Source organism: Comamonas sp. CMM02, assembly GCF_014851485.1.
Taxonomy (GTDB): domain Bacteria; phylum Pseudomonadota; class Gammaproteobacteria; order Burkholderiales; family Burkholderiaceae_C; genus Comamonas; species Comamonas avium.
Window position 1 is genome coordinate 18,729 of sequence record NZ_JACUZW010000003.1, and the last position, 14,277, is coordinate 33,005.

At 54.7% G+C, this 14,277-nt stretch carries 14 protein-coding genes and 2 tRNA genes; 7 read left to right on the forward strand and 9 right to left on the reverse strand.

Going from position 1 to position 14,277, the window contains the following annotated elements; all coding sequences use genetic code 11:
* Position 1: 1 nt before the first annotated feature.
* Positions 2-853, reverse strand: coding sequence for an archaetidylserine decarboxylase (asd, locus tag IB213_RS09535; protein ID WP_192406113.1), 852 nt, complete (start codon positions 851-853; stop codon positions 2-4).
* Between the two features lie 164 nt (positions 854-1,017).
* Between asd and IB213_RS09540 the strand changes: the two genes are divergently transcribed.
* The 3 genes from IB213_RS09540 to IB213_RS09550 all read left to right on the forward strand — a co-directional run bounded on the left by IB213_RS09540 (position 1,018) and on the right by IB213_RS09550 (position 2,902).
* Positions 1,018-2,211, forward strand: a complete 1,194-nt coding sequence (locus tag IB213_RS09540) for an HPP family protein (RefSeq protein WP_192406114.1) — start codon at positions 1,018-1,020, stop codon at positions 2,209-2,211.
* Positions 2,212-2,491: 280 nt separating this feature from the next.
* Entirely contained in the window at positions 2,492-2,740 is a 249-nt protein-coding gene (infA, locus tag IB213_RS09545; protein ID WP_191723879.1) for a translation initiation factor IF-1, read from the forward strand.
* An 85-nt stretch (positions 2,741-2,825) separates the two neighbouring features.
* A tRNA-Pro gene (locus IB213_RS09550) sits at positions 2,826-2,902 on the forward strand.
* A 349-nt stretch (positions 2,903-3,251) separates the two neighbouring features.
* On the opposite strand, the gene IB213_RS09555 is transcribed toward IB213_RS09550, so the two are convergent.
* The 7 genes from IB213_RS09555 to IB213_RS09585 form a co-directional block, all read right to left on the reverse strand.
* A complete protein-coding gene (locus tag IB213_RS09555; RefSeq protein ID WP_191723880.1) occupies positions 3,252-3,458 on the reverse strand; it encodes a hypothetical protein in 207 nt (68 codons plus the stop codon).
* A 289-nt stretch (positions 3,459-3,747) separates the two neighbouring features.
* Positions 3,748-4,563 carry an alpha/beta hydrolase gene (locus tag IB213_RS09560; RefSeq protein WP_192406115.1) on the reverse strand — a complete coding sequence of 272 codons (816 nt, stop codon included), beginning with the start codon at positions 4,561-4,563 and terminating at the stop codon, positions 3,748-3,750.
* Positions 4,564-4,681: 118 nt separating this feature from the next.
* Positions 4,682-5,278, reverse strand: coding sequence for a TetR/AcrR family transcriptional regulator (locus tag IB213_RS09565; protein ID WP_192406116.1), 597 nt, complete (start codon positions 5,276-5,278; stop codon positions 4,682-4,684).
* A 414-nt stretch (positions 5,279-5,692) separates the two neighbouring features.
* Positions 5,693-7,093: an APC family permease gene (locus IB213_RS09570; protein ID WP_225214193.1), complete on the reverse strand. Its 1,401-nt coding sequence runs from the start codon at positions 7,091-7,093 to the stop codon at positions 5,693-5,695.
* 543 nt (positions 7,094-7,636) lie between these two features.
* The gene (locus IB213_RS09575; protein ID WP_191723883.1) at positions 7,637-8,428 is read right to left on the reverse strand and encodes a MetQ/NlpA family ABC transporter substrate-binding protein; all 792 of its coding nucleotides are present in this window, start codon (positions 8,426-8,428) and stop codon (positions 7,637-7,639) included.
* Between the two features lie 116 nt (positions 8,429-8,544).
* A complete protein-coding gene (locus tag IB213_RS09580) occupies positions 8,545-8,895 on the reverse strand; it encodes a single-stranded DNA-binding protein (RefSeq protein WP_191723884.1) in 351 nt (116 codons plus the stop codon).
* 97 nt (positions 8,896-8,992) lie between these two features.
* Positions 8,993-9,069 (reverse strand) — tRNA-Pro (locus IB213_RS09585).
* A gap of 328 nt (positions 9,070-9,397) precedes the next feature.
* Here IB213_RS09585 and IB213_RS09590 point away from each other — a divergent pair.
* Positions 9,398-10,492, forward strand: coding sequence for an NAD(P)-dependent alcohol dehydrogenase (locus IB213_RS09590; protein WP_192406117.1), 1,095 nt, complete (start codon positions 9,398-9,400; stop codon positions 10,490-10,492).
* Between the two features lie 68 nt (positions 10,493-10,560).
* On the opposite strand, the gene IB213_RS09595 is transcribed toward IB213_RS09590, so the two are convergent.
* The gene (locus tag IB213_RS09595) at positions 10,561-11,466 is read right to left on the reverse strand and encodes a folate-binding protein YgfZ (RefSeq protein WP_192406118.1); all 906 of its coding nucleotides are present in this window, start codon (positions 11,464-11,466) and stop codon (positions 10,561-10,563) included.
* Between the two features lie 9 nt (positions 11,467-11,475).
* On the opposite strand from IB213_RS09595, the gene mltG reads away from it, so the two are divergent.
* Genes mltG through holB form a run of 3 tightly spaced genes read left to right on the forward strand, consistent with a single transcriptional unit; the run spans position 11,476 to position 14,259 of the window.
* A complete protein-coding gene (mltG, locus tag IB213_RS09600) occupies positions 11,476-12,507 on the forward strand; it encodes an endolytic transglycosylase MltG (protein ID WP_192406119.1) in 1,032 nt (343 codons plus the stop codon).
* Between the two features lie 25 nt (positions 12,508-12,532).
* Complete coding sequence (tmk, locus tag IB213_RS09605) at positions 12,533-13,255, forward strand: dTMP kinase (RefSeq protein ID WP_192406120.1); 723 nt, start codon at positions 12,533-12,535, stop codon at positions 13,253-13,255.
* A 14-nt stretch (positions 13,256-13,269) separates the two neighbouring features.
* On the forward strand, positions 13,270-14,259 hold the full coding sequence (gene holB, locus IB213_RS09610) for a DNA polymerase III subunit delta' (protein ID WP_192407123.1): 990 nt from the start codon (positions 13,270-13,272) through the stop codon (positions 14,257-14,259).
* The last annotated feature ends 18 nt before the right edge of the window (positions 14,260-14,277 follow it).

Genomic DNA, 14,277 nt, shown 5'->3' on the forward strand with positions numbered 1-14,277 from the left:
TTTATTGGGCACTCTGGCTGCCCATGGCCTCACCCAGGCGCACAGGAGTTGCGGCTTGCCAGGTGTTGTTAAATTGCAGGGTGTTACTGGGCGTCAAAAGGACGATGGTTGAGCCGAGTAAAAAGCGACCCATCTCTGCGCCTTGAGGCAGCTGAATGTCTTGATTTTCGTATTGCCAGTCACGTACTTTTCCAGGGCGGGGCGGGTTCACCACGCCATGCCATGTCGTTGCCATGCTGCCAACCACGGTAGCCCCTACGAGCACCATGGCAAAAGGTCCAAAAGGTCCTTCGAAAATGCACACAACCCGTTCATTGCGCGCAAATAAGCCTGGGACACCGCGTGCGGTTGTCGGGTTGACGGAGAATAAATCGCCAGGAACGTGAATCATGCGCAGTAACTTGCCTGCGCATGGCATGTGAATGCGATGGTAGTCACGAGGACTTAAGTAGATGGTTGCGAAGTGACCGTCTTGAAACTGGCTTGCCAATTGTGCATCGCCACCTAAAAGCGCTTGCGTCGAGTAATGGTGCCCTTTGGCCTGAAAAATCTGATCACCCTTGATTGCGCCTAGTTGGCTGACTGCACCATCGACAGGACAGATCCACGCGGCATTGGCTAAAGGGCGCGCATCGGGCTGAAGTTCGCGCGTGAAAAATGAATTAAAGCTAGGGTAGGAGGCTGGATCCGGGTTGAGCGCCTCTGCCATATTGACTTGATAGCGCTTGATAAACCACCGAATGACAGCTGTAGTCGCAGCGCCTCCTTGCAAATTGGCCAGACGTCCCATGAGCCGGGTAAGGGCTTGCTTGGGGAGAAGGTATTGGGGCAGGACCGAGATGCGATCAGACACGGGTAATGATTGAGTAAGAGGCAAAGGAATGGATTCTATCGGTAGCGTCTAAGGTCATCCCTAGGTTTGATACCAAGCAGTTAGGTGGACGGCACAATCAAAGGCCGTGATCTATCTGTGCGAATCTTTGGCTGGTGGCTTGAGAGGATGCTTTGAGGTGCTTAATGCTTGACCCTTTCAAGAACTCTTCTGCAAATTCTGCAAATACTTTGGATGCCAGCCGTGCGCAGCTGAGTCGCTGGGGGCTGTGGCTGAGAAATTTTTTGCCTGCATCTGTGCGAGTGGGGTACGCCGAGGCATTGCGCATGTCTGTAGGCATTGCTTTTGGACTGCTGGTCACGGGATTGCTTTCTCGCTGGTGGGGCGGAGAAGCAAACAGTATGTGGATGACATCTTCGCTGGCCGCGAGCGCTGTCTTGCTTTTTGGCATGCCTGCCAGTCCGCTTTCGCAGCCATGGCCTGTGCTGATGGGAACCGTTCTGTCTGCTTTGATCGGTGCTGCCGTGCAGGCGTCAATATCGGATACCGCGATTGCGTGTGCTGTGGCAGTTGGGTTGTCTGTGATGTTGATGGTGCCTCTGCGGTGCATGCATCCTCCTGGAGCAGGTTTTGCCGCCTATGTCGTGCTAGAGCATGTCAATGGCGTGACTTTGATTGCATTCCCCATTTTTTTTAATGTGGCGGTGCTGGTCGTCTGTGCGGTGCTCTACAACGCAGTGACAGGCAAGCGTTACCCGCATCCACAACACAGCTTGAAGCGCGCATTCAATCCTGATGGCAGCGATGTCTTTGCTCCTGAAGACTTGGATGCGGCGCTGAAGCACTACAACCAAGTGCTGGACGTTAGCCGATCGGATCTAGAAGGGTTGCTGCATATTGCAGGACGCTCTGCTTTTAATCGCAATTTTGGTAATTTGCGCTGCGAGGACATCATGTCTCGGCCTGTTTTCGCTGTTGAGCCTGGTGTGCCTCAAAAAGAGGCGTGGGCACTCATGCGCCAAGAGCGAGTCAAGGCGTTGCCCGTGGTGGATGCAGACGGGGTAGTCCTTGGGATGCTGGCAGTATCAGATTTCGTTCGACAGGCAACTTTGGATGCCTCAGAGGGTATGGCGCAGCGCATTCGCCATTTGGTAACCGGGCGCAGTGCAAGTAAAGCAAAAGTTGAAGCGTTGATGGACAGTGGAGCGCAAGTGGTCCGGTCTGACTGTTTGCTGGTCGATTTGCTGCCCTTGTTTTCTGCCGGAGGTTGTCACCATATGCCGGTTGTGGATGAACACAAGAAGCTGGTTGGCATCGTGACCCAGACAGACTTGATTCGCGCCCTCAGCGGTGCAATCAGCGTTCCCGAGCGTAGCTGAGAGAATCAGCTGTTGTACTGCGGCATCAGCACTGCCCATGTACTCACTATTTGATGGGTTCTTCCAGAGTAGCTTTGCTGGCTTGCATTCGAAATATGTCTAAACAGCTACAATTAACAGCTGTTTTGCAGCTAGATATGCCGCATTTCCGTTGAGAACTTCTGTTCATGCACGGTGCAAACTTTGTACTCTTGCATTGCGACAGAGTCCTCGCCATAGGTATATGGGGTGAAACAAAGGCGCCGCTAGCAGATACCTATTCCTAACGAGTTTATTGAACATGGCAAAAGAAGAACTGATTGAAATGCAAGGCTCTGTGACTGAAGTCCTGCCTGATTCGCGTTTCCGCGTGACCTTGGAAAACGGTCACCAGTTGATTGCGTACACCGGTGGCAAGATGCGTAAGCACCACATTCGCATCCTGGCGGGAGACAAAGTGTCTTTGGAAATGTCGCCTTACGATCTGACAAAAGGCCGCATCACATTCCGTCACTTGCCCAACCGCGGACCAGGCCCTTCATCGCGTTAATTTCGAGAAGAATCCTTGGGCAGAGGGAAATAAATTCAGTTTTTCGAATTTGCCCGATTTTTATTGCATATAATCTAAGTCTTGTCGGAGCGTAGCGCAGCCTGGTAGCGCATCTGCTTTGGGAGCAGAGGGTCGCGAGTTCGAATCCCGCCGCTCCGACCATTGATTCAAGGACTTAGCTGAGAGATCAGCTAAGTCCTTTTGTCTTTCTGGGGTTGACAGGTTTTGCCTGTGTTGCAGCGATGGACAAGGCTGGGCATGGTGCAGTTTGAAGCACGATGGCGTGAATGCAAGCCAATCGCTAGGCCTCACTGCTTGCTTTCAACGCAGAAGCCGTCAAAATTTTGCGCCAGGCACGTAGTGCACATATTCATGCTGGCGCTGCAGGCTGTGATTTGAGTGATGCATTCACATTAGCCAGTGAGGCGCGCAGACTCGGTAGCTGATAGCTGGGCTTTCTTAGGGCTGGTTGCAAAAAAAGAAACCCGCTCTAGGCGGGCCTTTGTAAAAGTTAGCGCCCCCAAGTTTTAGGGCGATAAGGTTCGAAGCTTGTGCCGTTACAGATGGGGTAATTGTCCGGTGGTGATTTTCGCTCATGCACCTGAACTTTGAGTCCTTCAGGTATCACGGTTTGTGCTTGAATCTTCACGGGCGTTTTGCGAGCCTTCTTGGCTTGGGTGTCGCTGCTGGGTAGAGCTGCGGTCTTTTGTGGTGGCATGGGAATCCTTATCCATAGTCATCAGCAATTTGAACCATAGTCTAGTGTGCCAGCACACGGGTGTCTTGGGTGTCTCCATTGCCTGAGTAAACCCGCACGTAGGCCAGTTATTAGCTGTTTTTGAGCCATTGTTGGCGGTGTTATCGAATTTTTTTCATTTCACCCGCGAGTAAGAACTTTTTTAAAACGGGTGAACTTCACCTGCGGTAGTGACTTGATGGTGTGCGATGGATCTTTTTCCAGGCGGTTTGCTGGTCAGTACCGGCATTTTCCGTGACGCCATCAAGCGTCATGAATGTCGTGCCAAAGCTTGTAGTAGCTGGTGGCAGACGGTTGCATCCTGGAGAATGTGAAAGTGCCCCAGGTTATCGAATCGGTGCAGTTCGGCGTGTTTCCATGCATTTACTGCTTGAATGCCTTCTTCTACCGGCACTACATCATCGTCATTGGCATGAAGCCACAGGCAGCGCTGATTCAATGTGGCTGCTTGTTCAGGAATGGCTATGCGGTCAGGGTGTGTGCCTGTCATTTCTTCCAGCCGATCAAGCATTTGCGTTGTGTCACTGTCTGACAGGCTGCACGCATGTGCAACTTGGCGCGCATAAGCTCCGTAATGGGTAGGTGCAGCAATCACAATGACCTGGGTTGCCGGCAAGCCTGTTGCCAATGCATTGACTACCACTGCGCCACCCAGAGAATGCCCGATGACGGCATGAAAGTGATCAACTTTGTGCGCAATGCTGTGCAATGCCTGGGTAGCGAGTGGAATAGAAAGCATGCTGCCTGACGAGTGACCGTGTGCTGGCAGGTCTGGGCACCAGACGCTGAATCCTGCTTTAGCGATTGCATCGGCCAAATGCCATAAATCGGTTGCTTGAGATTCCCAGCCATGCACCAGCAAAACATCAGGGCCGCAGCCCAGACGGTGGCAGACAAATGGAATATTTTCTCCGTCTGGCCACTCGATGCTTGCCTTGGCTTGGAGCTCAAGTGGTGGCAGGCTGGACGACCAAGTTTTCTTGGCAGGGCGGTGTGGGGTGAGAAAGTAGCCAATGGCTTGCTCAATGGCTGGGGTAATGGTCAACGGTGTGGATGTGTGCTGCATATTTACTACCTATTGGTTGGTAGGTTGCTGATTTAAAAAATTGCCATGCGTGCGCTGAATGCGTTGCTTGCACCCATGCAGCCCAGTGAGCTTTGCTTTGGGTGCATAGAGCGTGCCGCTATTGCAGCAGTTTGTTAAGGTGGGCTGTAGCGACATCGAATACCTGTGCGTTCCCATGCAAGCGGGCGCTGAGCAGGGCTCCTTGGCACAGCGCATTAATCAGATGCGCCCTTGCTGTAGCGTCGTGCAGGCGCAAAGCGCTGCTTTTCAACGTTGCGATAGTGTCCAGTTGCGCGGTCGTGGCTGTGAGCCACTGAAGTTGGGACAGATGCAATTGCCGGATACGGTCTTGCAATGCTGGCTCTAAGCAGTCCCATTCACCGCCAGTTGCCCCGACAGGACACACTTTTTGGCCAGCCCCAATGCCATCGCGGAACATTTGCACATAGGCTTGCAACTGGTTGGTGGGAGAGCTGTTTTGTACGCTTTGTGTCCATTGCATAAAGCGCGCGTCGGTTGCGTCAATCAGTGCAAGGCCAAGTAACTCTTTGGACGCAAAGTGGTGGTACAGGCTGGCTTTGCGAATGCCAACGAGGTTGGCCAGATCTTGAAAACTCAGCCCTGTGTACGAGCGAGTCAGCAAAAGCGTTTGGGCATGCTTCAGTATCAGTGCGCGCGTGTCGGTTTGCGTGTGGCGAGAAATGCTTGGCTTCATAACTACCTACTGTAAGGTAGGTAGTTGCCGCTGACAAGTCCAGAAGGCTGGCTTGAGTGGGCGATGATGCTTGGGAGTTGTTTTGCAAACTTGCACCAATAATCGCAGGCGCAGGGTTGTGGATTGGTTTCTTTGATCAATGCGGGTTTGAAGAGGTGCGCAGTGAACCTTTTTAATTTGCCCGTTTGGTATGGCAATGCATGGGCTGGCGGTGTATCAAGCATTGAAGCATTCCAGCCTCGTGGCCGCATTTGCAAGTGCGCGCTGCGCTCTGCCCCAGGTTGCCATCAACCAATTTTGCATCCTTGCAGTAGCCAATGGGCAAAAAAAGACCCGCAGCTGAATCAGCCCGGGTCATTAATGACAGTGTGCACATGACACGCCGGTTAAATGCGGCGTGCTTGAATGTCTGAGTTACTCCAGGTCATCGTCTGAGAAGTGATGCTGGGGAGGGGATTTGCGGAACCCTTTGGTCATCCACGCCAAGTAGACGATACCCACAGCAGCCCAGGCTACACCGGCTTTGAGTGAGGTGTCCTCAACTTCCAGCCACAAAGCGCCAATCGAGATAAAGCCCAGCAACGGAATGACGAAGAAGTTCAGGATGTCCTTGGGCGTCTTCATGCGGCCATCGCGGAAGCAGTAGCTGCAGATAACTGACAGATTTACGAAGCTAAACGCAGTGAGTGCCCCGAACGAGATCAGGGCGACCACGAATTCCAGGCTCAGGAACCCGGCGGTCAGGCAAATTACACCCGCCAGCCAGATGTTGAGCGAGGGGGTGAAGCTTTTCGGGCTGATATAGCCAAAGAATTTCTTGGGCAGCACGCCGTCGCGGCCCATCACATACATCAGGCGCGAAACACCTGCGTGTGCAGAGATGCCGGAAGCCATCACAGTCACGATGGCAAATGCCAGCACCACCGACTGGAAGAAGGCACCGCCGACCAGCAGCAGAATTTCAGGCTGGGTTTCGTCCACCAGCTTGAAGTACTGCTCGGGGCTGCCGGGGAAGTACAACTGCATGAAGTAGGTGGAGATGACGAAGATGATGCCGGAGATCAGCGCAGTCAGGAAAATGGCGCGGGGCAGAGTCTTCTTGGTGTCTTTGGTTTCTTCAGCCAGTGAGCTCAATGAGTCAAAGCCTGTGAAGGAGAAGCACAGAATGGTTGCCCCTGTCACCAGAGCACCGATTTCAGTCGAGGCGCTCCAGAAGGGGTTGAAGCTCCACAGCGCATCAGCGCCTTGCTCGGCGATGTTGCCCAGAGCGTTCTCGCCAGCGTGCAGCTTGGTGTAGATCAGGTAGGTGAAGATGCCGATGATCAGCACCTGCAATAGCACGATCAGGCTGTTGAAATTGGCCACAAAACGTACACCGCGCAGGTTTACGCCGACCATGATCAGTGTCAGCCCGATGATCCAGATCCAGTGGTTGACATCAGGGAACAGCTCTTTGAGGTAGATGTTGGCCAGCAAGATGTTGACCATGGGGGACAACAAATAATCTAGCAAAGAGGACCAGCCCACCATAAAGCCCGCATTGGGGTGAATGGACTTTTGCACATACGTATAAGCAGAGCCCGAAGAGGGGTGCTTGCGGATCATGTGGCCGTAGCTGATCGATGTCAGCAATACGGCGATCAACGCAATCATGTAAGACGTGGGGACGTGCTGCAGGCTGTCTCGCGACACCATGCCGAACGTATCCAGCAACGTCATGGGCTGGATATAAGCCAGTCCAATGATGATGACTTGCCACAGGACAAGTGTCTTTTGGAGTTTGGCGACTCCACGGGAATCATGATGGGTGGTCAATTTACTCTACCTCTTAAGGAATCAAGGAGTGGTGAACTCGGGAGGCTTCGCCTTGGGGCGTTGCGGAAGCTGAGTCATATGCAGCTCGTGGTTGGAAAAGCGGTGTGTACTGTCATCTGGCATAAAAAGTGGCCTCTGTGGGCCTGTTTTTTTCATCGGATTTCGCGTTTGCCCGCAGGTATCGTTGACCGAAACCGTGACATTGCGACGTAAAAACCCCGCTATGTAGTGATGCATAGCGGGGCCTTGAAATCGTTTTCGCGCAGTCAGTGTTGGAACATTTGCCATGTTTGCACTGGCGCGCGCGATAGGGGGCGGATTTTAGCACCGCCCGTTACTTCGCAACAGTCTTTAAAAAGCGACGCGGTGCATTCAGGCATTTCTGGTTTTGATAGCTGGGAGCGTAGCGTATGTCTTTAAGTGCATGTGTTTTGTATCTATATGCGTGGAGACAAGCGCGTTGACCGCTGCTTTATCTGTAGCAATAAAAAAGCCCTTGACATAGGCCAAGGGCTTGCAGGAAGTGTGCCAGAACACCCGGGTCTAGAAGCCCAGAAGGACCGAGCCTTGAAATTGCTTCTCTACAAAAGAGCGGGTGGATTCTGACTGGTAGGCCTTGACCAGTTTTGCGGCCCAGGGTTGTTTGATGTCTGCTTCACGCACTGCCAAGATGTTGACATAAGGGCCGTCTGCGCGCTCCAGAGCAATCGCATCCTTTTTGGGGTTCAGTCCGGCTGAGATGGCAAAGTTGGTGTTGATGGCAGAGGCATCCAGATCATCCAGAGAACGCGGGAGTTGCGCAGCATCCAGCTCTACAAAACGCAATTTCTTGGGGTTCTCCACCACATCCAGTGGCGTGGCTTTCAGACCAGCGTTGGGTTTGAGTTTGATCAGGCCTTGCTCTTGCAGCAGCAGCAAGACACGGCCCCCATTGGTGGGGTCGTTGGGAATGCCGAACTTGGCACCTTGCTTGAGCTCGCTGAGCTGCTTGACCTTCTTGGAGTACAGGCCAATGGGGAAATTGACCGTATTGGCCAGCTTGACAATCTTGTAGCCACGGTCTTTGACCTGTGCGTCCAGGTAAGGAGTGTGCTGGTAGCTGTTAACTTGCAGGTCACCCGAGGACAAGGCCGCATTGGGTTGCACGTAGTCGCTGAACTCAATGATCTGAATTTTCAAGCCATCTTTTTCTGCAACCTGCTTGACGTGCTCCATGATCTGGGCGTGGGGACCTGCAGTGACGCCAACCTTGATGACATCTTGCGCCTGGGTGCTAAATGCACTGGCGGTGGCGATAGCCAGTGCTGCTTGGAGGAACACGCGTTTGTTGAGCATCTCGAACTCTCAAAGAATGGATGTCGAACTGTAATACGACATCCATATTCCCCAAGAGAATATATTTTTATTTTTATATAGCGTTTCGAGATGAAGAGCGTCGCCAGCCGCTTGGATCAGATGTTGTAGTCAGACACGTCAGGCTTGGGCAGGGCCATCACACGGTATGCCACAACGTCCAATGCTGGGTAGCTGATGTCCTGACGGTCTGTCCACACCTTTGGGGTGATGGGGCCAACCAGGGACACCACGTCGCCTTCCAGTAATTCGCTCAACTGGCTGCAAGGTACGGGGTCAAACGCCACCACATTCACGAACAGGCTGCTGGGGCCGTCACCGGTGTTGGCGCGCAAGCCCCCATCGCCCACGGTTGCGCGCATGCGTGCAACCATGAACGTCTTGCCAAAACGGTCTGTGCGCTCGCTGGGGTCAGTGGTCAAGCGTCCTGTAATCAAACCTTCAATCATTTCTTTGTCGCTCTTTGTGGTCTGCGAATGCAGACTAAAAATAAAAATAAAAAACAAAAAGGGCTAACAGCGAACTGTTAGCCCTTTTCTATATCAATGGTCGGCGTGGCGGGATTCGAACTCGCGACCCCTTGCACCCCATGCAAGTGCGCTACCAGGCTGCGCTACACGCCGACAAGACCTAGATTATATGTCGAAAAAAAATGCCAACTCCGTAGTTTGGCAATGTTTCAGGACTCTGGCCAACTTTGAGTTGCTAACGACTGCTGGTGAAGACCGAGCATGGCTAGCAAAACAACTTCGCAATTTTAGCGAGCTTTTTGGGCGTGTACGGCAAACAGTTAATTATGTTGTCAGCTTCTTGATGGGAATCATTTTTTTGCCCTTAAAACTTGCAGCTGCGCATGATGTTCCTAGCATGTCACAGGCAGCACATGCAGTTTTCAGTTGCTAACCAATGCGTGTGCGCAGCTCGGATTTACACACAGTAAGGAGCAGACGTATGGCGATGATGAAAGCAGCGGCCTTTTTGGAAAAAGGGCGCATTGAAATTGTTGACAAACCTATCCCTGATGTTGGACCTAACGATGCGCTGATCCGTATTACGACCACCACCATTTGCGGTACTGATGTACACATTCTGAAGGGTGAGTATCCGGTGGACAAGGGCTTGACCGTGGGCCATGAGCCTGTGGGTGTGATTGAAAAGCTGGGCAGCGAAGTGAAGGGCTACAAAGAGGGGCAGCGCGTGATTGCTGGCGCAATTTGCCCCAACTTCAACAGCTATGCTGCCCAAGATGGTTACCCCAGCCAAGATGGCAGTTATCTGGTTGCGCGCGGCTTGTGTGGCTGTCATGGCTACAAGGCCACTGCAGGCTGGCGCTTTGGCAATTTGATTGATGGCACACAGGCGCAATACGTACTGGTGCCCGATGCACAAGCCAATTTGGCCCCCATTCCTGATGGCTTGACGGATGAGCAGGTGCTGATGTGTCCAGACATCATGTCCACGGGCTTTGCGGGCGCAGAAAATGCGAACATCAAGATAGGCGACACCGTGGTGGTGTTTGCCCAAGGGCCGATTGGCTTATGCGCCACTGCCGGGGCGCGTCTTTTGGGGGCTACCACCATCATCGCCGTGGATGGCAATGATCACCGTCTGAGTATTGCCAAGAAGATGGGGGCGGATGTGGTGCTGAATTTCCGCAATGTCGATGTGATTTCTGAAGTGCTCAAACTCACCGGTGGCAGGGGTGCAGACAGTGCCATCGAGGCACTGGGCACGCAGATGACGTTTGAGCAGGCCATCAAGGTGATCAAACCGGGGGGGACGGTATCCAGTCTGGGTGTGTACTCTGAAGATCTGAAAATTCCGATGTCAGCGTTTGCCGCAGGCTTGGGGGATCACACCATCCGTACGGCGCTGTGCCCCGGTGGCAAGGAGCGCATGCGACGCCTGATGAGTGTGATTGAAGCCAACAGGCTGGATCTGGGCGTGATGGTCACGCACCAGCGCAAGCTCGATGACATTGTTGAGGCCTATGACCTGTTTGCCAATCAGAGAGATGGAGTGCTCAAGATTGCGATCAAGCCCTGATAGGTCGATTGCTCAATAACAAGCCACCTTAGGGTGGCTTGTTATTGAGGATTGTGCAGTCAGTACGCTTAGATGTCTTCCAGCAAGGCGTAAGGCAGAGGCAGCAAAGTCAGCGGCTCACCATTGGCGCTGCCTGCCGTCAGGGCCTCCTGGGCAGAGCTGATTTGCATGCTGACAATGGCGTCCCAGCCGCCATCAGGTGCTGGGGCTGCCTGGACGATGGTGCCTGTGGCTTGCTCGGCATCGCTGGCGGCAAAGACTTCAGCACCTGCTTGTATTTCACTGGCTGCATGCACGATGAACGCTCGGCGCTTGAGCGTTCCGCGAAATTGGCTGCGTGCTACGACTTCTTGGCCTGGGTAGCAGCCCTTTTTAAAATTAACTCCGCCCACAGATTCGTAATTGAGCATCTGAGGCACAAATAATTCGTACGCGCTAAGCGATACGGTGGCAATGCCGCTGGCCACTTCGGTCCACAGCCATTGTTGTGCACTCAGCGCTGGCCCCTGTGGTGCGGCTGTGCCAGCAGGAGCCACCCACAGCGCTCGTGGCTGCCCGGCTGCAGGGTAGAGATGCACGAGGTGCGCATCCCCCATGGTCTGGACTGCCCAGGGAGCTTGCGCAGCATCGGGTACCGCGCTGCCCATCAGGCCTAAAAGTTGAAAGTCCTGTGTGGCGTCGGTGAGCTTGGCTTTGGCGCGCAGCACAAACATGGACAGGCGTTTGAGGGTTTGCGCCAGCAAATCAAGGCTGCAAACGAGCAAAATGTCGTCTGGGGCGCGTTTAAAACCAATCATGCTAGCTTGCATGCGGCCTTTGGCGGAGCAAAAAGCGGCCAAGCGTGCGTGCTGTAAATCCAGCAGCGCAAAGTCGTTGGTCAGCTGGCCATGTAAAAAACTGGCGGCGTCATCACCCTGTACGCGGATGACGCCCAGATGCGAAATGGGGGCAATGCCTTGGAGAGTCTGGGTCATGGGTGAATTATGATCCCCGATCTTTTTCATAGGATGCAAAAGGTTGTGCGACGTTTACTTATAGTGCTGTTGTTTTTGGTTGCCGTGGCTGCTGCCGTGGGTGGCGCTGCGGCGTGGTGGCTGGGCCAGCCGCTGCGCATGTCCAGCCCAAGCTTGGAGCTGGAGATTGAGCCAGGGACCTCCCCGCGTGGCGTTGCACAGGCCGTGGCGGATGCAGGCGTGCAGACAGACCCGCGCTGGCTGTACTACTGGTTCCGGCTGTCAGGGCAAGACCGCCAGATTCGCGCGGGCAACTATGAGCTGACGGCTGGCACCACACCGCGCAGCTTGCTGCAAAAACTGGTGCGTGGCGAGGAAAGCCTGCGAGCAATTATTTTTGTAGAGGGCTGGACCTTCCGCCAGATGCGTGCACAGATTGCCAAGGATGAGTTCCTCAAGCATGACACCGCTGCAATGACCGAAGCGCAGATCATGGACGCTTTGGGCAAGCCCGGGCTGGCTGCGGAAGGCATGTTTTTTCCTGACACCTACACCTATGCCAAGGGCAGCAGTGAACTGGCTGTGCTGCGCCGCGCCTTGCATGCGATGGAGCGCAGACTGGACGAGGCATGGGCACAGCGTGCGGCAGATACGCCTTTGCAAAGCCCTTACGAGGCGCTAATCCTGGCCAGCATCGTAGAAAAAGAGACGGGCCATGCGAGTGACCGTGGTCAGATTGCCGGTGTATTTATCAACCGGATGCGCGTGGGCATGCGGCTGCAAACGGATCCCACCGTGATCTACGGCATGGGAGAGGCATTTGATGGCAATCTGCGCCGCCGTGATCTGCAGACCGATACGCCCTGGAATACCTACACGCGTGCTGGTTTGCCGCCCACACCCATTGCGGTGCCCGGTAAGGCGTCATTGATGGCTGCGGTTCGCCCTGAGCCGACCAAAGCCTATTATTTTGTCTCGCGCGGTGATGGCACGAGCCATTTCAGTCCGAATCTGGATGAGCACAATCGCGCAGTCAACCGTTACATCCGTGGCGGCAATTGAGGAGGCGCTGCTACAGCACGCCCCCATGCTTTCTTTGTCGCGCAGAACTTATAGAGATCGGGATTTGGTTTTGAACAACACCCCCAGCACTGGCTTGTTTATCAGCTTTGAAGGCATTGATGGTGCGGGCAAATCCTCGCACATTGCTGCACTGGCACAAGCCTTCAAGGATGCCGGCCGTACGGTGACACTGACGCGTGAGCCGGGAGGCACGCCTTTGGCTGAAAAGCTGCGCAACCTGCTGCTGCACGATGCCATGGATCCGTTGACCGAAGCGCTGGTGGCTTTTGCTGCTCGTCGCGATCATCTGGTGCAGGTGATTGAGCCAGCTTTGGTCCGGGGTGAAGTGGTCGTCAGTGACCGTTTTACGGATGCCACTTTTGCCTACCAAGGTGCAGGGCGTGGTTTCGATTGGGAAAAACTTCAAACCCTAGAGCGCATGGCTCAGACGGGTAGCGGCTTGAACGCCGAGTTGATGCGTGAGCCTGACCTGACTATCTGGTTTGATCTGCCGGCCGCCGTGGCCGCAGAGCGTTTGGCGGCTGCGCGCGTGCCCGATCGGTTTGAGGCGCAGCCACAAGACTTTTTTGCAGCGGTCGCCTCGGGCTACGCACGCCGCTGTGCGGCTGCACCTCAGCGCTTTGCCCGCATTGATGCCCACCAGCCTCGCGAGGCTGTCTGGCAGCAGGTGGCGGATGTGCTGCAAGCGCGTGGCTACCTCCAAGGTGTGCAAGGAGCCGCGGCGTGAGTGAAACAACGGGAATGCTGGCCCCTTGGCTGCAGCAGCAACGCCAAGCCTTGCTTGCGCAGCGTGGTCATGCATGGCTGCTGCAAGGGCCATCAGGCATGGGGCAGTTTGAGCTGGGCATGGCCATGGTGCGCGCCTGGTTGTGCGAGCAGCCCACTGAGCAGGGTGCCTGTGGGCATTGCACCAGTTGTCACAGTGTGGATGTGCACGCGCACGCTGACTTGTGTGTGCTGATGCCAGAGGCCGATATGCTGGCGCGTGGCTGGCCCTTGAGCGAAAAGGCGCAGGCAGATATTGACGACAAAAAACGCAAGCCCAGCAAAGAAATTCGTGTGGATGCCATGCGCGATGCCGTGGAGTTCACCCAGCGCACCAGCGCTCGCGGGCGAGGCAAGGCGGTGCTGGTGTACCCGGCCGAGCAGATGAATGCGATTACCGCCAATGCACTGCTCAAAACACTAGAGGAGCCGCCGGGCGATGTGCGCTTTGTACTGGCCACAGAAGCGGCCCACCAATTGCTGCCCACCATTCGCAGCCGTTGCTTGGCGCACACCATGCTGTGGCCGGCAGAGGCACAAATGCTGCAGTGGCTGCAGCAGCAAGGCTTGCAGGCCGATGATGCACACGCCTGGCTGCGTGCGGCGGGCGGGCGTCCTTTGGATGCCTGGGCAATGGCGCAGGCTGGCAAGGGGCTGGATGTGTTTCAGCGCTTGCCCAAAGCGGTTGCTGCGGGCGATGTGGCCATTTTTTCGGACATGTCACAACCCGAAATCGTGCAATGGCTACAAAAGCTGTGCCATGACTTGATGTGTGTGGCGCAAGGGGCCGCACCGCGGTATTTTGCCGTGCAAGACCTGCCCAAAGCTCCCTCTGCAATGGTGCTGGCACGGTGGGCCAGGTCGCTGGCGCAAGAGGCGCGCACGGCTGAGCATCCATTTAATGCAGGTTTAATGACCGAAGCGCTTGTTGCGCAGGCCCGCACCGTCCTACACTCCAGAACTTAACGCGATGGAAGCAAGTTG